Origin of the sequence: Campylobacter sp. CNRCH_2016_0050h, from assembly GCF_025772605.1 — a bacterium.
Classification (GTDB): domain Bacteria; phylum Campylobacterota; class Campylobacteria; order Campylobacterales; family Campylobacteraceae; genus Campylobacter_D; species Campylobacter_D lari_D.
Genome location: NZ_JAKMSK010000007.1, coordinates 53,789 through 72,072, shown reverse-complemented (window position 1 = coordinate 72,072; position 18,284 = coordinate 53,789). Strand labels below are relative to the sequence as shown.

Here is an 18,284-nt window from a genome sequence, read left to right as displayed (position 1 = left end):
ATAAAGCTGCATGAATAAAAAAGGAAAATTAAATATTGATGAACAAATTGAACATATGAAAAACAAGGGTATTGTATTTAATATCATCGATGAAACTTTAGCTAAAAAAATTTTAAGCCATAAAACTTATTATTTTAAATTAAAATCATACGCAAAAATTTATCCAAAAACACAATCAGATAAATATGATAAATTAGAGTTTTCTTATATCTATGAAATATCAAAAATAGATATGGCTTTTAGAAATTTTCTCTTAAAAATTACGCTCGATACAGAACACTTGGTAAAAACATTATTTTTATATAAAATAAGTCAAGCAGAAAACGATGGTTATGAATTAGTAGATAGCTTTTTAAAATCAGAAGAAGGTTTGAATACAAAAATACTACTTAAAAAATATAAAGAGAAAATCACTCAAGGAAAGAGTGGTGGGTTATATGATATTTTAAAACATTATTCTGATGAAATACCAATATGGGTATTTGTAGAAATTCTAACCTTTAATGACTTTATCAAATTTTACACATTTTGCATAAAAAGCAATGAGAGTTTTTCTATATATAAAACATTTTCAAATTGGACTTTTGAAAGCATTAGATGGCTAAGAAATCTATCCGCGCATAACAATTCAATACTAATAAGGATAGATAATACTGTAAACGAAAAAAGAAAATATTTACTTAAAAAAATCAGTCCATATCGAAAAAATATAACAACAAAAGAAAATACATATACCCTAGAAGAAATGCTTCAAAACGCATTAATTGTTGATTTTTTAGAAGTAATTAATTTATTTTCAGAAATATGCAAAAACATCAAGAAAAAAAACTACATAGCAAGAGAATATGAAAATTTTGTTAATTATGCCTTGAGTAAACAAGCAGTAAACTCCAATATAAAACTAAAAAATTTCATAATTTTTACGCAAAAATCTTTAAAAGTTCTACTCAGAAATTAATTAAATTTTTAGAAAATTATCGATATAATACGCTATCGTCACGGCAAGTAAGATCCGTTCGAGCTTGCCAAAATTACACAAATAATAACTAAACACCACTTCCTTAACATAACCCAACAAAACAAGCTCATAAATCGATTTTAATTATTCAATGCTAGATTGATATTGCTTTATAGTAGATTTTTGATTTTAAGCTTATTTTTGTTTATATTTGGCGGTATTTAATTGCAATAAAATCTTTATAATATTTTCAAAGTCTTTAACATCTTCATTTAATAAAGCACATTTATTGCTTAATATGGCATATTTATAAGCATTGATAATATCTAAATCAGGATATTTTTCTTGTAAGCTTTTTATTTTACTTGATTGCTTTACTCTAGCAAGTTTTGATTTATAGAGATTTTTATATTTATCATAAAGCGAAGAGCTAATGCCAATTAAAGCACCTTCATTTTTAGTTTCTTTAAAGATTCTTAAGACGAATTTGATACAGCCATTTTTTCTGTTAATGCGTCTTGTATCATAAGGATTTTTTAAAGAATATTTAGTGCAATTTATTACCCAAGTGTGAATTATTTTTTCTAATCTATCACTTTTGTTTTGTGTAGGAGTTTCATCTAGTTTTATCTCATCATTAGGATTATCAGCAGATACAGTTTTTTTGAAAAATATATTTTTAAACACAGAATAACTTGCCTTTTTTAACAAAAATTTATAATATTTTATCATACAAAAATTACAAAATCATAACATTTTCATTTTTTAAAAAAAACACAGCAAATCTCAAAAAAATCTCAAAAAAATACTAAAGGTAACGAAAACATATAATATATACTTACGAAGTAATGTATTGCAAAAACGATTATTTTTAACAAAAATGACAAATTTTATAAAAATCTATAAAAAATACACCAAAAATTTATCAAAATATACGAAATATATACTTTTTAGGCTAAAGATAACGAAAATGGTATATCTGCTTAGCATGGAGTAGTGATTGTTTTAAAATGGGCTATTTTTTGATAAATTTTAACCTATAAAACTCCAAAAAGAAAGCTTTAAAATACAGCTTAAAATTTCCATTTTACTAAACTTTTTATCAAAACAAAAAAGGTAAGATTTTTTGAAAAAATTAACTTGTATTTTTTTGGATATTTTTTTATAACTTTAATAAAATGAAGATATATTTTAAGAAAAAATGAGAGTATTTTTAAGCTAGTGATCCAACTAATAAAATTTTAGTTTTTATGAAAAATAAAAAAGATAAAATCAAATTAATTTTTATTTTATTACCGATCATAATCACCTCCTTATAAATTAATAAAATATAAAAAGGATCATAGCTTAAGCTAATCGCTAGCTTAAAAATACTAAGTGATATAATTTTATAATAATTTTAAATTAAAATAATTTTTTTATATTTTTGATAAAAAGATTAAGATAATAAAATAATATTTGCTTAACCCCAAAAGCAAAAAACCGAAAAAGCTGAGAAACCATTATTTTACCAATACTAATAATTATAAAATTTCATATGTTTTAATGGTTTAACTAATTTTTAAGTCTTATGAATAAAATAAATAAATTATAATGTATTTAGTTTATACTGTCTTCTTTTAATAAAAAAAGAAATAGAAAATAGCAATTGAATATAAAAAAGTAAAATGTATTTTTTAAATATTTTTATAAAAGTCAATTTCTTTTTTAGATTATAGGAGTGTTAAAAATTAATTTTTGAGAAAAAAACCGCTACCAAAACCGCTCCCTGAGTTTTTTAAAAATTTTAGAAAGTAGCTTCAAAGCATGGTGGTGCGGATGAAAGGACTTGAACCTTCACGCATTGCTGCACCAGATCCTAAGTCTGGCGTGTCTGCCAATTTCACCACATCCGCAAAAGTGGTACGCTCAAGAGGATTCGAACCTCTGACCTACGGCTTAGAAGGCCGTTGCTCTATCCAGCTGAGCTATGAGCGCAAAAAAATAAAAGTAACAATAGGCTTATGGCGCGCCCGATAGGAATCGAACCCATAACCTACAGATCCGAAGTCTGTCGCTCTATCCAGTTGAGCTACGAGCGCTGATGGGGTGAGTGATGGGAATCGAACCCACGACCCTCAGGACCACAATCTGATGCTCTAACCGACTGAGCTACACTCACCATTTATAAAAATGGTCGGGGTGAAAGGATTCGAACCTTCGGCCCCTTGGTCCCAAACCAAGTGCGCTAACCAGACTGCGCTACACCCCGATGTATAAAAATAAAGCGTTATTCTACATAAAAAAATATTAAAAGTCAAGATAAATAAGAATATTTAGCATAAAAAATGCTAAATATTTTAAGAATTATTTGTTTGCTTTTTTTGTGAAATGATGTTTAAAATTTCAACTGCCAAAGAAAAGGCCATAGCTACATAAATATAGGCCTTATCTATATGAATATCAAAACTTTCACATACTAAAACAAAACCTATCATTACTAAAAATGCCAAAGCTAAAATTTTAATGCTTGGATATTTTTCTACAAAATCTGCAATTGGCTTAGAAGCAAAAAGCATTACTAATACTGCAATAATAACAGCAATAATCATAATCTCTATATCTTGAGCAATACCCACAGCAGTAATAACACTATCTAGAGAAAATACTATATCTATCACAGCTATTTCAGCAACTACAATCCAAAGTTTATTGCTGATTTTTATATTACTTTGACTTTCCTCTTGATGTGTTATACTTTCTTTGATTTCTTTGATAGATTTAACTATCAAAAACAATCCTCCAAGCAAAAGCACCAAATCCCTACCTGAAATTTCATTCCCTAATATACTAAATAAAGGTGTGACAAGTTTCATAACCCAAAACAAAGACAATAACAATAAAATTCTAGTAATCATCGCAAAAGCAAGACCTAAAACTCTACCCTTATCTCTATGTTCTGGTGGTAATTTAGAAACCAAAATAGCCAAGAAAATGATATTATCAATCCCTAGCACAATCTCTAAAGCTGTAAGCGTAAGCAACACTACCCACGCATCCACACTCAAAATCCACTCAAACATTTAACTTCCTTAAAATAAAAAGCGTAATTATAATGATAAAAAATTAATCATTTTCAAAAATTTCAACAATAGTTGCAGGTAAAATTTCATACTCTAATTTATGAATTTTATCTTCAAATTCTTCAAAGCTTAGTTTAGCTTTTTCAAACGCCTTTTGAGCAATGATTTTACCACCATCAAGCTCTTCGTTAACCCAATGCACGCTAACACCCGCAAGTTTCATATCGCTCTCATAACTTTCTTTGATAGCATGAGCACCTTTAAATAAAGGAAGCAAAGAAGGATGAAGATTAATAGCTTTTATATTTTGAGTGAAAATAGGACTTAAAATTCGCATAAATCCTGCTAAGATGGTCAGATCTGCTTGACTTTCTTTTATAATTTTTACTAATTCTGCATCAAATTCTTCTCTTGAAGTAAATTTTTCATGCTCTATGATTTTAGTATTAAGGTTATATTTTAAAGCTCTTTGTATACCATAAGCTTCTTTTTTATTGCACACGCATAAAACCACTTCAAAGGTATTTTTACCAAAAGTTTTTTTATGTAATTTTGCTAAAATATTTTCCAAATTACTTCCATTACCACTAAATAAAATTGCTAATTTTATAAGCATTTTAACCCCTTTATCAATTTTAAAGCATCAAAACTAATTTTGTTTTTCTTATAATTTTTAGCTACTAAAGCATGAGCTAATACTGCATTTTTAGCAGCTTCTAAAGCATTAAATTTAGCTCCAAGCAAAGCTGCTATCATACCACTTAACACATCCCCACTTCCACCTTTTGCTAAAGCTTCATTGCCACAATTTACTATAAAAAATTTTTCTTTTTGAGCAATAATAGGATTAGCTCCTTTTAATACCAAAACACATTGAAATTTAGAACTAAACTTTCTTGCATAAAAAAAGCGTTTGTTTTGAATTTCTTCTACGCTTATATCCTCATTAAAACAAAGTTTTAAAAGCATACAAAATTCTTTAGGATGAGGGGTTAAAACAACATCTTCTCTAGCAAGATATGAAAGTAAATTTTCACTTTGAAAGCAATTTGCGTCTAAAACTAAAGGAATGTTTTTTAATCTTTCATCTTTTAAAATACTTAAATCATCAAGTCCCATACCTATAGCAGCTGCATTTATTTTGCTTTCAATATCATCTTTTAGCATAATCAAAGGTGAAAAACTTTCTTTAGCCACTAAAGATACAAGTCCTGCTCCAAATTCTAAAGCACCGAGTCCAGCTAGAGTACCTGCACTTTTATTTGCAAAAATATAAATATGGCCAAAATCGCCTTTATTTGAGTTAATCTTTTTTGTAATAAGTTTTAAATCTTTTTTTTCTAGTAAAAAACTTGAAGTATTTTGCATGTAAGGTTTTAAACCCAAATTTGCAATTTTAATTTTACCTACAAATTCTTTTGCAAAATCTTCTAATAAAATTTCTTTAATCACTCCCATGCAAAGAGTGTAATCAGCCTTAAAACATAGCTCTTGTCCAAGCCCGCTAGGAACATCACAAGCTATTTTTAAAACCTTACTTTTAGCAATTTTTTTAAAAATTCTTTGCAAATTTTCATCTAAAGCTTTATTTAAACCACTCCCAAAAACACAATCAACAATGATGTCAAAATCTTTAAATTTAGGTTCTTTTTGTAAAAATTTAAAACCTATATTTTTTAAAATTTGCTCTTGCTTGATAAACATTGTATTTTTTTTATATGGCATAACAAAAGCAAAAGCTTTTTTTAAATGCCTTATAGCCACAAGTCCATCAGCTCCATTTCCACCAGTACCGAGCAAAAATAAAATTTTGGCATTTTTTATGTTTTTACTTTTTTTCTTAATCAAATTTGCAAGCTCTATGCCTGCATTTTCCATCATTAAAAACTCATCCAAACCTTTTTCAATAAGTTTTTTTTCATAAGAAATATTATCTTTAAATACTGCTTTCATCGCTCATCTCACATTTTATAAATTTTTGAGTTTTAGCGCCTAGCTCTTTAAGCTTTATCACTCTTGAAGCGATATTTCCACTTCCATGAGTAAGCTTTGTTTGCATATTATCTACATTTGAATTTAATCTTTTAACATTTTCTTTGATTTTTTCAAAATCATCCAAAACGCCTGCAAATTTATCATGAAATTTACCCAGTTCATCAAAAGCTTTTAAGATATTTTCATTACTTTGTATATTTTTCCATGAAATATTTATAGTATTTAATGCCATAAAAAGAGTGTTTGGTGTAGTTAAATAAACCTTTTTTTTATAAGCGTATTGATAAATTTCAAGATCTACATTTAAAATCAAATCTAGAATATTTTGATAAGGTATAAAAAGCAAAACAAACTCATAAGTGTGTTTATCATACTGCATATAAGGCTTTTTAGCTAACTCATCAATCCTTGATTTTAGATTATAAGCCAAATCAAGACAGGTATTTTTACTAATATCTTCAAAACTAAAATCACTTGGTAGAGAAAATTTTGCATCTATAACTATACTTTTTTGTTTATCTAAAAACACAACCGCATCAGGAATGTAAGTTTTACCCTCATCTTGAAATCTCTCTTGCAATTTATACTGCACACCCTCTACTAAACCACTATTTTCTAAAACTGATTTTAGTTGTAATTCTGCAAAATTACCACGAATTTTTTTATCTCCTTTTAAAATTTTAGCTAGCTTATCTGCATTTTCTCCCATATTTTGACTAAATTTAAACATATGATCAATTTGTGTTTTAATGCTAACTTCATTTTGACTGAGTTTTTCACTATATTCTTTAACACTTTTTTTCACAGGCAAGAAAATTTCTTCTAAGATTTTTTTTGTATCTTCATTGAGCATAAGTTTGTTTTGATTTAAGATACTAGCATTTTGTTTTTGGAAATTTTGCTCTAGCTCTTGTTTTAATCCCGCCAAACTTTGTTTATATTTTTCTTCTAATTTTATTAAGGTTTGAGTGTATTCTTCTTTTAAATTTGCACGCTCTTTTAAATGCATATTTAAAAGTTCTTGTTGAGTTTGTTCTTTTTGTGCTAATTTTGCCTCTAAAGCTTCATTTTTAGATAAATACGATATTTTTTCATCTAAAAGTTTGGAATTTTTTTCTATAAGTGTAGTTTTTTCAAACTCTAAATTAGAAAGTTGATTTTGCAAAGTCATATTGTTTTGATTTAAAAATTCTAACTTTACTTTTTCTTTCTGACTTTTAAATACCACCCATACAAAAGCTAAAATTACAACAGCCAAAAAAGCTATTAAGATATTTTCCATTTTTAAGCCTTTGCTTTTTCAAGGAAATAAATATTTTTCTCATTTGCTTCTTTAAATTGTTTCATCTTTGGTAAAAGTTCTTTCATCAAAGCTTTGAAATTTTTAAAGCCGAAATTTTGTGGAATAAAATTTGCATGTTTTCTGTTCATATTGGTACGAATTTGAGCATATTCTGCGCGACCTTTTTCTTCTATCAAAGCCTCTGCGATATTGATTAAATCTTTGATATATTCTTTTTCAATTATGACTTTTGTTTTTGATTTATCTTGATCTAAATAAAAGAATTCACTAAAGGAATTCACATAAGATTTTACAGCTTGCTTTAAACCCATGCCTATAACTTGTTTTTTATTTTCTTTTAGCTTCTGTATCAAACTAGTATAATCACTATCGCTTGATACAATAATAAAAATATCAATATCTTTTTCATAAAAAACACTCATAATATCAGTAATTAAATACATATCACTTGAATTTTTATTAGCTAAAAAATTAAATTGTTGCATAGCAATGATAGAATATTGTGCGATTTGTTCTTTCCAATTTTGTATATTTTTTTGAGTCCAATCTCCATAAATTCGCTTTATAACAATTTCTCCATAATCAGAAGCAATACCAAAAATCGATTTTGCGTATTTTGAAGGAATATTTTCCGCATCTATAAAAATTGCTATGCTTTTATTTTCCATTTTTGCTCCTAAATATTTCTCATTCTAAAACTTAATGCTTTTAAAATATGAGTTTTTAAAATCAACTCACTTTGCTCTAAATCTGCAATGGTTCTTGCTACTTTTATAGTTTTATTTACCCCTCTTTGAGAAAGATTATATGAATTTATAGCCTTTTGCAAAATTTCATTAGCAGAAGACTCTAAAATACAAAATTGTTTCATCTGCTCATCATTTAATTTAGCATTAAACTCTTCTTGCTGTCTTTGTTTTTGAAATAAAAATCCTTTAAATACCATCTCGCTCATTTGCTCTGATGTTAAACTCATTTTATCCTTATATGAAATTTCATCCATAGCTACATAAAGATCAATCCTATCTAAAATAGGAGATGAAATTTTATTTTTATATTTTTTAATTTCTATCTCTTGGCAACGACAATTTTGATTTTTAGAAAATAAATTTCCGCAAGGACAAGGATTTTGCGCACAAGCAAATAAAAATTTAGTTTCATAAATCACTTTGGTATTAACTCTTGAAATAAGAATTTTAAAATCCTCCAATGGCTCTCTTAAACTTTCTATGATTTGTTTTGAAAAATGGGGAAACTCATCAAAAAACAAAACTCCTCCATTTGCAAGTGCTATTTCTCCTATCTTGGCATTTTTAGTTCCTCCACCAAAAATACTAGCCCTAGTACTTGTATGATGAGGACTTCTAAAAACCCTACTAGCGCTAAAATCATCATCTAAAGAATTTAATGACTTATAAGCGTTTTGAGCTAAAATTTCTTTCAAGCTTTGCGGTGGCATGATAAAAGGAAGTCTTTTAGCACACATACTTTTACCGCTACCTGGACTACCTTCAAATAAAATATTATGCATTCCTAAAGCTGCTATTATACAAGCAAATTTAGCATTTTCTTGGCCTTTAACTTCCTTAAAATCATAAGGAAAGCTAGTGTTTTTTATATATTTTTCCCCATTAAGTTTTATAGCATTTTCAAATAAAGGATGAGCATTGCATATATGATAATTCTCATATTTTTTTTCTTTAAAAAAATCTACAGCCTGGGCTAAATTTTCTAAAGCATAAATTGTTAAATTAGGTATCATTGAAGCTTTTTGTGCTATGGCTTTTGGTACTACTACTTTAGCATTTTGTATTTTTGTACTTAAAAAAAGCAAGATAGAAAATAAACTAGCAGTGCTTTTTATACTCCCATCTAATCCAAGTTCTCCAAAAACAAAAAAATCATCTAAAATTTCTTTTTGAAATAAAATCAAAATTGCAATAGCTAAGTCAAAATGAGAACCATTTTTGGGAATATCCGAAGGACTTAAGTTGATAGTAATTTTTTGTGCTGGAAAGCTAAAATTCTGACTTAACAAAGTTGCTTTAATTCTTTCAGTGCTTTCTTTGATGGTAGAGTTTGCAAGACCCACTATGCTAAAGCCTGGCAAACCTCTTGTGAAAGTTGATTCTACATCGATGATATCAAGTTCTGTAGAAAAACTTGCACATTTTAGCTTTTTCATTTATTCTTTTTGGATTTTTTCTTAAAGTCTTTATCAAATTTTTGACGCTTTAAAAAAGAAAGTTTTTCTATAAATAAATGTCCATCAAGATGATCAACTTCATGTTGGATAGCCACTGCTAAAAACTCATGTGCTCGCAAACTTTGTGGCTTTCCAAACCTATCTTGATAGTCAAGTTGTATATTTTTATAACGCATTACATCTTCATAAAAACCTGGTATACTTAAACAACCCTCATTACAAGAAATTCTTTCATCATCTAAAGGTGTTATAATGGGATTGATGATTTCTAAAAGAGTTTGTTTGTCTTCTTTTTGCTCACCTTCTTCATCACCAATATCTACAAGTAAAGCTCTAATTGGCACATCAACTTGGATAGCTGCCAAACCTACACCTTTATTAGCTATCATTGTTTCATACATATCATCTAAAAGTATATGTAAATCTTTATCAAAATTTTCTACTTTTTTTGATTCTAAAAATAATCTTGGATTAGGATAGGTAATTATCTTTCTTATCATTTTTCTTTTTCCACTATTACAAAAGGTTCTAAATTTTTTCCCGAGTCTTTTAAAGCTTCAATGCATTTTTCTATTAATTCTTCACCTTTGCTGTCACTATTAACTGCACTAATAGCAACCTCCACATCTGCCTCTATTTCTTTATCTGCTAAGAAAAAATTTGAATTTTCTAAGGATTCTAAAATTTTATTGCATATTTCTTGTGCTTTTTCTAAATTAGTATGAGAGATCATTATAGCAAAAATATTATTTCCACAATGTGCTACTATATCACTTGAAGAAACATTTTTACTAAAAATTTTACAAACACTTTTTAAAAAGGCATTTTTCTCTTTTTGAGTATAAGTTTGCTCTAAAATTTCCTCTTTTACTCTAAAGAATATCAAAGAGGTATAATAATTATATTTAGCATTACTCTCTATGCTTTTTTCCAAATTTTCTAAAAAATATTTTTTATTAAAAACTCCAAATTTAGAGTCAAAATCACTCTGCTCTTCTATATGTTTATAAGTCTGTCTAACCTCATCAAAATTTTCTTTAATCTCATCTGAATACTTATCTAAAATGCTAGAAAATCTTGAAAGGTCTGTTTCAAGGGCATGGATTACATTAGAAACAGCTAAATTTCCTGTACTAATAGCAAGTTCTGAATTACGCCTTTTTAGCATATCTTTAACTGTTTCAAGATGCCTATAAATCATGGCAATATATTGCAATAATGCCGAAGTAGAATTAAAACTTTTCTTTATTTCTTGTTCTATATTTGCACGCTTAAGACCATCATTATTTTGCTCAAATTCCATAATCTCACCAACTTTTTTCTTAAAAGCTCCTGGACGCTCTTCAAGCATTTTTTGAAAATAAACCCCATAATTAGTAGGAGTTGGAGGCACATTATCTTTTACAAGTTCAGTTAAAATAGATTTCGCAAATTTCTCAAATTCGCCTCCACTAATTTTTTGAATTTTTGGAGCTTCTTTGGCTGGAGTTGGATCGCTATTTAAATTTAAATCAGCAAATAAATCATCATCTAGCATTGCTTTGTTTCCTTATTTAAAACTTTTTTCCAAAACCTTATCGATTAAACCATATTCCTTAGCCTCTATAGCACTCATAAAAAAATCTCTATCGGTATCTTTTTCTATTTTAGAAAGTTTTTGCTTAGTATTTTTTGCCAAAATATCATTTAAAATCGCTTTTAATCTTAGAATTTCTTTTGCCTGAATTTCTATATCTGTTGCTTGTCCTCTTGCACCACCTAGTGGTTGGTGGATCATAATTCTTGAATTTGGCAGAGCAAATCTTTTCCCTGGAGCACCACAACTAAGCAAAAATGCACCCATAGAAGCAGCTTGACCAATACAAATAGTACTTACATCAGCTTTAATATAATTCATCGTATCATAAATACTAAATCCACTTGTCACAACCCCGCCTGGTGAGTTAATATAAAGATAAATATCTTTTTGAGGATCTTCAGCTTCTAAAAACAAAAGCTGTGCCACGATAGAAGCAGCAAGATCATCATTGATCTCACCACTTAGCATGATAATCCTATCTTTTAAAAGTCTTGAGTATATATCATAACTTCTTTCGCCTCTGCTTGTTTTTTCAACTACATAGGGTATATATGAACTCATTATTTTTCACTTTCTTTTTCGGTTTTCTTTTTATCATTTTTTTTAAAAATATCAGCAAAAAGTTTTTCTTCAATTAAAGACATTTTAATGGCAGGTAATGCACCTTGCTTTTTATAATTATCTAAATGTTCTTGTGGGTTAAAACCATATCTATAAGCTTCAAAATAAATTGCTTGAATTAATTCTTGATCGCTTACTGTAACATTTCTAAGTTTTGCTAGCTCGTCTATAATGAAAGTTAATTTTACGCTTTTTTGCGCATCTTCTTTGAAACTCTCTCTTTTTTCTTTATATTTAGCCTCATCTTTAAATTCTTTTAATTCCTCTTCGCTTAAAGTTCTTAAAGAGCTTCTAAATTGCATATCTGTTTCTTGCTCTACTATATTTCTTGGTAAAACAAAGTCAAACTTAGCTACTAAAGCTTCTGCAAATTGATTTTTAAGCTCATCATTGATAAGTTTAAAGATTTTTTCATTTTTTAGTTGTTCTTTTAATTTTGCGTCTAATTTTTCAACACTTGGCTCTTTTTCTTCAGGAAGTAAGTTTTTTAAAAGCTCTTCATTTAATTCAGGTAATTTAAGTTCTTGAATTTCATGAATTTTTACTTTAAATACCGCATCTTTTCCTGCTAAATGTGCTGCACCATATTCTTTTGGAAAAGTTACATTAATATCTTTTTCCTCGCCTGCCTTTAAACCAATCATACCTTCTTCAAATCCTGGTATAAATTGTTTTGAGCCAATCTCTAAAACATAATTTTGAGCTTTTCCACCATCAAAAGCTTTACCATCAACAAAACCTTCAAAATCAAATTTAGCAAAATCGCCTTCTTTTAAAGCTCTTGCCTCTTTAATCGCTTCAGGAGTAGCAAATCTTTTTAATAATTCTTCTTTTTTTGCATCAATTTCTTTTTGAGTTACTTTTGGTGTATTATAAGTTGGAATTAGTTCTTCATATCCATCTAATTTTACTTCTGGCTTAAAAGATAATACCATTTGAGCTTCAATATCGCCATCTTTTCTATCAAATTTTTCAAAATATGGCTCACCTACTAAATCTTTAGCCTCTTTTTTAACTTCTTTTAAAGCACCATCTACAGCATTTCTTAAAAGATCTTGCTCCGCATCTCTTGTAAGCTCTTTTTCATATCTTTTAAGTATAGCAGCAACAGGAACTTTTCCTGCTCTAAAACCATCCATTTTCATAGTTTTAGACGCTTTTTTAGCTAATTTTTCAACTTCTGCTTTAATAGCTCCTTGAGCAATTTTCACAGTAGCATTTGCATTTGCAAAATCAATTAGTTTTGCTGTAACTTCCATAATATTTTCCCTTTTTAAATAAAATTTTTTGATAATATACCAAAATTTTCCTTATCACTTTATATAAAAATAAAAATATGTTAAAATTTTAATTTTTGATGGAGAAAAAATGCAAGAAAAATTTGAACAATCAGTAAAAAATATGTTAGAAATTATCGGGGAAAATCCGCAAAGAGAAGGACTTTTAAAAACCCCTACAAGAGTTTTTAAAGCTTTTGAATTTTTAAATAGTGGTTATAAACAAGATCCAAAACAAATACTAAATGATGCCTTATTTGAAAGCTCAAACAATGAAATGGTTTTAGTAAGAGATATAGAATTTTATAGTCTTTGCGAGCATCATCTTTTACCTTTTTTTGGGCGCGTACATGTTGCGTATATACCGGATAAAAAAGTCGTAGGTCTTAGTAAAATTCCACGCCTTGTGGAAGTTTTTGCAAGACGCTTGCAAATTCAAGAACAACTCACAGAACAAATCGCAGAATCTTTAATGGAACATGTAGGTGCAAAAGGTGTTGGAGTAGTTATTGAAGCAAGACACATGTGTGTTGAAATGCGTGGGGTGCAAAAAGCAAATTCTACTACTAGCACTTCAGCACTAAGAGGTAGCTTTTTAAAAAGTGAAAAAACAAGAAAAGAATTTTTCACTTTAATTAACTCGGCAAAACAGGTTAGATTTTAATGGGTTTAGAAAAACTTCGTAGTAAAATTGCTTCACAAAATCTTGCTAGTGTTTTTGGTCAGATTACTAAAATTTCAAGTACTAGTATAGAAATAAATGGCTTAAAAACTAGCATAGGTGATATCATTAAAATAGTTTCTAGTGAAGATGAGAGTAAAGAAGCTATGGCTATGGTGGTAGAAGTAGATGAAAATTTAAGCTATTTGAGTCCTTTTGGTTTTGTGGAAGGTTTTAAAATAGGCGATCGTGCTTTTATTAACGATGCAGGTATGCAAATAGGAGTTAGTGATGAACTTTTAGGAAGAGTAGTCGATCCTTTTATGCGACCAAAAGATGGTAAAGGACCTATTGAGGCAAGTAAATTTATGCCTATTATGCGAGCACCTATTGATGCAATGAAGCGAGGTTTGATAGAAGAAGTTTTTCCAGTAGGTGTTAAAACAATAGATGCACTTTTAACTTGCGGGGTAGGACAAAAGCTTGGGATTTTTGCAGGAAGTGGGGTTGGTAAATCAACTCTTATGGGTATGATAGTGAAAAATTCCAAAGCTCCTATTAAAGTTATAGCTTTAATAGGAGAGCGCGGTAGAGAAATTCCTGAATTTATACAAAAAAATCTTGGTGGTAAACTTGATGATACTGTCATCATCGTTGCAACAAGTGATGATAGCGCGCTGATGAGAAAATACGGAGCATTTTGTGCTATGAGTGTGGCTGAATATTTTAAAGAACAAGGTAAAGATGTGTTATTTATCATGGATAGCGTAACGCGTTTTGCTATGGCTCAAAGAGAAATAGGTCTTGCCCTAGGTGAACCACCTACAACAAAAGGTTATCCGCCAAGCGTTTTAAGTCTTTTACCTCAGCTTATGGAAAGAACAGGAAAAGAAGAAGGTAAAGGCACCATAACAGCTTTTTTTACCGTGTTGGTTGATGGGGATGATATGAGTGATCCAATAGCTGATCAAAGCAGATCTATCCTAGATGGGCATATAGTGCTTAGTCGCGAACTCACTGACTTTGGAATTTATCCACCTATAAATATACAAAATTCAGCCTCAAGGGTTATGGGGGATATTATCAGTGATGAACATAAGCTAGCTGCTAGAAAATTTAAGCGTTTAAATTCTTTGCTTAAAGAAAATGAAGTGCTATTGCGTATTGGTGCTTATCAAAAAGGTACCGATAAAGAACTCGATCAAGCTATTGCTAAAAAAGATTTTATGCAGCAATTTTTAAGTCAAAATCCTGAAGAAAGTTTTGAATTTGAAGATACGATTAATATGCTTAAGATGATTGATACATAATAGTTGGAATATTTTTTGCTTTTTTTGATAAAAAAGTCATGAAAAAAGGATAGATCATGTCAAATATAGCATTTTTAGATCATCAACAAAGCTTAGGTTTAAAATATACCGATATTTGTCAAAATATTTTTGAAAGAGAAATTTTTACACATATGTTTTTAGAATGCATAAGTTTTGTTTTATTAGAAGACAAAGCAAAATTAAAATATTTAAAAATTATCGCTTCAAAAGAAGATTTTATAATCGAATTTAAAATCAATAATCAAAAAAAATCTTTTATTATTAATAATAAAAAAGTTCTAAATGAAGAATTCAGTGCAAAAAGAATGACTCAAGATGAATATGAAAGAGAAGTGGCGAGAATTTATCAAATCGAAAGATATTTAAAAGCCCAAAATAATCTTCAAAATTTTTCTAATGAAATTAGCACTACAATGAAAAATCTTTTTAAAGATATGGATGAATTTAAAAATTATATCGATATGCTTGAAGCAAAAGAAAACACCCACAATCATTACTTATCAAAAATTTATAATATAGCTTAATATTTACCAAACTTTGCCGATAATACCTTTGATCCAAACAAAAGGAGTATGTTATGGGCGAAGTTACAAACAATCAAGCAAACTTAATGCTTAACATTGCAACTACTATGATGAAAAAAACCATAGAAGTTAATGAAAATGCAGTAATGCAAGTACTTGAAGGCGTAAATGCAAACCCTGCTCCAACTACTACTCCTACTGCTAGTTCAGGATTACTTGACATTTACGCTTAAAATTTTTCTCTTCAATTCAAAAATTTTGGCATAGCTTTTGCTTTTTAAAAGTTAAGCAATATTTTTGAAGAGAAGAGTTATGTTTGTAAATTCTAATGTTAATCCGTATCAGAATTTTGCAAATTATCCTTTTGCAAAAACTGGACACATAGAAGAAAAAAAAGAAAATACTAATATTAAAAGTGATTTACTTGATATCAATGGTTCTAATTTAGACTATAAAGTGACTTATGCAAGTGAATTTGGTTTTAGAATCAACGAGCAAGGTTTTTTTGAAAAAGATCTTAATAAAGCAGCTGCTTTGCCTCTTGATTATGATATTAATATAAAAAGTATAAGAGAAATTTCAAAACAACTTATAAAGCTTGATGAGAATTTAAATTATAACAAAATAGATTTACCAAGACTTTTAAACGCTTATCACAACACATTAAAAACTATAAATCCACAGTTTCAAAACAATGACAATGATTTTTTAAGTAAAACTCAAATTTCAGAGTTAAATCAAGGTTATAGTTATACTTATGAGGGTAAAATTTTAAAAGTTTATGAAAATGCTAAAAATTTACAAAATGCAAAAGAATCAAATAAAAATTTAAACACCTTAATGCTTGATAATAAAATAGGTGACTTTGCGTTTAACGCAAGCATAGAAAATACAGCTAGTAATCCTGTTATCAAACCTTATTTAAATAAACAAGGGGAGGTTTCTAAAAGTGGATTGCTGCTCAATTATATTTATCATGATTTAAAAGAACAAAATCACAATAAAGCTAATTTTTTTCTATCGCCTATTGAGTTGGATATGTCCTCTAGTGTAAATTTTCAAAAACTCATGAGAGGTCAAATGAGTATGCAAGATTATATTAATGAAAACAATAAAGAAAAAATGAGTTTTGATTTATATTTATATATCAATGGAGTAGATAAAAACAACACTTCAGAAGATAAGCTTTCAGTTTTCTTTCAACAATATATTAACTATCAACATAGCATTAACATGAAAGAATTTGCCAATTCAAGTTCTATTTATAGTCTTTATAGCGAGCAAGTTAGTAAAGAAATTGAAGTTTTAAAAGAAGAATTCAATCAAAATAATCCTAATATTGATCTTGAAAAAATCAATACTCAAAAAGAACTTTTAGATACTCAATTTTTAGAAAATAGAAAAAAACAAGCTAGTATTAACAAAATTTTACATTCTTATTTAAATGCTATGGCTTAACTTGTGCTAAAATAATAATGTAAATTATTACATAAGTTAAAAACTTACTTGATTTAATATTAAATTTAATATTTTAGTGTATATTAACAAAAAAGATAAAAATTATCCTAATTAAAGGAGTATAATTTGAAAGTATATTTAGATAACAACGCAACAACACAACTTGCACCAGAAGCTTACGAGCTTATGAAGCCTTTTTTAAAAGAGCATTTTGGAAACCCAAATAGCCTTCATCAATGGGGTAGTGCAACCCATCCTGCCTTAAAAGAAGCTATGGATAAACTTTATATAGGTGTAGGAGCAAGTGATTTAGATGATATTATTATCACTTCCTGTGCTACAGAAAGTATCAATTGGGTGTTAAAAGGTGTGTATTTTGATAAAATTTTAAATAGCGATAGAAATGAAGTAATTATTTCTAGCGTGGAACATCCCGCAGTAGCTGCTAGTGCTATGTTTTTAAAATCTTTAGGGGTAAAAGTTATAGAACTTGGTGTTGATCATGAGGGTGTTTCTAGCGTAAAAGATTTAAAAGAAGTTATTTCAGATAAAACTGCCCTAGTGAGTATTATGTGGGCAAATAATGAAACTGGTATGATTTTTCCTGTAGAAGAAATGGCTCAAATTACTCATGAATACGGAGCGTTATTCCATACTGATGCAACCCAAGCTGTTGGGAAAATCAAAGTTAATTTTGCAAAAGCTGGAGTTGATTTTGCTTCATTTTCTGCACATAAATTCCATGGTCCAAAAGGCGTAGGTGGGCTTTATATTAAAAAAGATATAGAACTAACTCCACTTTTACATGGTGGTGAGCATATGGGTGGTAGAAGAAGTGGAACTTTAAATGTGCCATATATTATAGCAATGGCAGAAGCTTTAAGAATTGCAAATACTATGCTTGACTTTGAAAATTCACACATTAGAAAATTAAGAGACAAACTAGAAGATTTAATTTTAGCAATGCCTGATACAAGCGTAGTTGGAGATAGATCAAGAAGAGTTCCAAATACAATTTTAGCAAGCATTAAAGGCGTAGAAGGTGAAGCTATGCTTTGGGATTTAAATAAAAATGGCATAGCAGCAAGCACTGGATCAGCCTGCGCTAGTGAAGCACTTGAGAGCAACCCTATCATGGAAGCAATTGGTGCTGAAAATGATTTAGCTCATACTGCTCTAAGACTTTCTTTATCTAGATTTAACACAGAAGATGAAATTGATTATACAGCAGAGCAGATAAAAAAAGCAACGCAAAGACTTAGAGCAATCTCAAGCACTTATGCGTATAAGCCTGAAAATATTTAAAGGA

At 28.8% G+C, this 18,284-nt stretch carries 18 protein-coding genes and 5 tRNA genes; 7 read left to right on the top strand and 16 right to left on the bottom strand.

What is annotated here, in order from left to right; genetic code table 11:
* The first annotated feature begins 10 nt into the window (after positions 1–10).
* Positions 11–958 (top strand): Abi family protein, encoded by a 948-nt coding sequence (locus L8X28_RS04915; RefSeq protein ID WP_263665690.1) that lies wholly within the window; start codon positions 11–13, stop codon positions 956–958.
* Positions 959–1,153: 195 nt separating this feature from the next.
* Here the strand turns inward: L8X28_RS04915 and L8X28_RS04910 are convergent, their stop codons facing one another.
* The 16 genes from L8X28_RS04910 to tig form a co-directional block, all read right to left on the bottom strand.
* Positions 1,154–1,645: a hypothetical protein gene (locus L8X28_RS04910; protein ID WP_263665689.1), complete on the bottom strand. Its 492-nt coding sequence runs from the start codon at positions 1,643–1,645 to the stop codon at positions 1,154–1,156.
* Between the two features lie 1,123 nt (positions 1,646–2,768).
* Positions 2,769–2,853, bottom strand: a tRNA-Leu gene (locus tag L8X28_RS04905).
* Positions 2,854–2,858: 5 nt separating this feature from the next.
* Positions 2,859–2,935: transfer RNA gene (locus tag L8X28_RS04900), tRNA-Arg, on the bottom strand.
* A gap of 27 nt (positions 2,936–2,962) precedes the next feature.
* Positions 2,963–3,039, bottom strand: a tRNA-Arg gene (locus tag L8X28_RS04895).
* A gap of 3 nt (positions 3,040–3,042) precedes the next feature.
* Positions 3,043–3,119, bottom strand: a tRNA-His gene (locus L8X28_RS04890).
* Between the two features lie 12 nt (positions 3,120–3,131).
* Positions 3,132–3,209 (bottom strand) — tRNA-Pro (locus tag L8X28_RS04885).
* A gap of 88 nt (positions 3,210–3,297) precedes the next feature.
* Positions 3,298–4,020, bottom strand: coding sequence for a TerC family protein (locus tag L8X28_RS04880; protein WP_263661625.1), 723 nt, complete (start codon positions 4,018–4,020; stop codon positions 3,298–3,300).
* A gap of 43 nt (positions 4,021–4,063) precedes the next feature.
* Positions 4,064–4,636 (bottom strand): phosphoribosylglycinamide formyltransferase, encoded by a 573-nt coding sequence (gene purN / locus L8X28_RS04875; RefSeq protein ID WP_263665688.1) that lies wholly within the window; start codon positions 4,634–4,636, stop codon positions 4,064–4,066.
* Positions 4,627–5,973 (bottom strand): NAD(P)H-hydrate dehydratase, encoded by a 1,347-nt coding sequence (locus tag L8X28_RS04870; RefSeq protein ID WP_263665687.1) that lies wholly within the window; start codon positions 5,971–5,973, stop codon positions 4,627–4,629. Before L8X28_RS04870 ends, purN begins: the two co-directional genes overlap by 10 nt.
* Positions 5,957–7,297: a DNA recombination protein RmuC gene (rmuC, locus tag L8X28_RS04865; protein WP_263665686.1), complete on the bottom strand. Its 1,341-nt coding sequence runs from the start codon at positions 7,295–7,297 to the stop codon at positions 5,957–5,959. The genes L8X28_RS04870 and rmuC overlap by 17 nt, the downstream gene beginning before the upstream one ends.
* 2 nt (positions 7,298–7,299) lie before the next feature.
* Positions 7,300–7,986 carry an NYN domain-containing protein gene (locus L8X28_RS04860; RefSeq protein ID WP_263660669.1) on the bottom strand — a complete coding sequence of 229 codons (687 nt, stop codon included), beginning with the start codon at positions 7,984–7,986 and terminating at the stop codon, positions 7,300–7,302.
* A gap of 8 nt (positions 7,987–7,994) precedes the next feature.
* Entirely contained in the window at positions 7,995–9,503 is a 1,509-nt protein-coding gene (locus L8X28_RS04855) for a YifB family Mg chelatase-like AAA ATPase (RefSeq protein ID WP_263665685.1), read from the bottom strand.
* Entirely contained in the window at positions 9,500–10,024 is a 525-nt protein-coding gene (def, locus tag L8X28_RS04850) for a peptide deformylase (protein ID WP_263664912.1), read from the bottom strand. Before def ends, L8X28_RS04855 begins: the two co-directional genes overlap by 4 nt.
* Entirely contained in the window at positions 10,021–11,061 is a 1,041-nt protein-coding gene (locus tag L8X28_RS04845) for a GGDEF domain-containing protein (protein WP_263665684.1), read from the bottom strand. Before L8X28_RS04845 ends, def begins: the two co-directional genes overlap by 4 nt.
* A 12-nt stretch (positions 11,062–11,073) precedes the next feature.
* A complete protein-coding gene (gene clpP, locus L8X28_RS04840) occupies positions 11,074–11,664 on the bottom strand; it encodes an ATP-dependent Clp endopeptidase proteolytic subunit ClpP (RefSeq protein WP_012662167.1) in 591 nt (196 codons plus the stop codon).
* The gene (gene tig / locus L8X28_RS04835; RefSeq protein ID WP_263659578.1) at positions 11,664–12,983 is read right to left on the bottom strand and encodes a trigger factor; all 1,320 of its coding nucleotides are present in this window, start codon (positions 12,981–12,983) and stop codon (positions 11,664–11,666) included. The genes clpP and tig overlap by 1 nt, the downstream gene beginning before the upstream one ends.
* Positions 12,984–13,092: 109 nt before the next feature.
* Between tig and folE the strand changes: the two genes are divergently transcribed.
* The 6 genes from folE (at position 13,093) to L8X28_RS04805 (ending at position 18,280) form a co-directional block, all read left to right on the top strand.
* Positions 13,093–13,665: a GTP cyclohydrolase I FolE gene (folE, locus tag L8X28_RS04830; protein ID WP_133318995.1), complete on the top strand. Its 573-nt coding sequence runs from the start codon at positions 13,093–13,095 to the stop codon at positions 13,663–13,665.
* Positions 13,665–14,972, top strand: coding sequence for a flagellar protein export ATPase FliI (gene fliI / locus L8X28_RS04825; RefSeq protein WP_220566469.1), 1,308 nt, complete (start codon positions 13,665–13,667; stop codon positions 14,970–14,972). The genes folE and fliI overlap by 1 nt, the downstream gene beginning before the upstream one ends.
* A gap of 56 nt (positions 14,973–15,028) precedes the next feature.
* Positions 15,029–15,517 (top strand): hypothetical protein, encoded by a 489-nt coding sequence (locus tag L8X28_RS04820; protein WP_133318996.1) that lies wholly within the window; start codon positions 15,029–15,031, stop codon positions 15,515–15,517.
* Between the two features lie 53 nt (positions 15,518–15,570).
* Complete coding sequence (locus L8X28_RS04815; protein WP_133318997.1) at positions 15,571–15,750, top strand: putative motility protein; 180 nt, start codon at positions 15,571–15,573, stop codon at positions 15,748–15,750.
* 79 nt (positions 15,751–15,829) lie between these two features.
* Entirely contained in the window at positions 15,830–16,975 is a 1,146-nt protein-coding gene (locus L8X28_RS04810; RefSeq protein WP_263665702.1) for a hypothetical protein, read from the top strand.
* A gap of 126 nt (positions 16,976–17,101) precedes the next feature.
* The gene (locus tag L8X28_RS04805) at positions 17,102–18,280 is read left to right on the top strand and encodes a NifS family cysteine desulfurase (RefSeq protein WP_263665683.1); all 1,179 of its coding nucleotides are present in this window, start codon (positions 17,102–17,104) and stop codon (positions 18,278–18,280) included.
* The last annotated feature ends 4 nt before the right edge of the window (positions 18,281–18,284 follow it).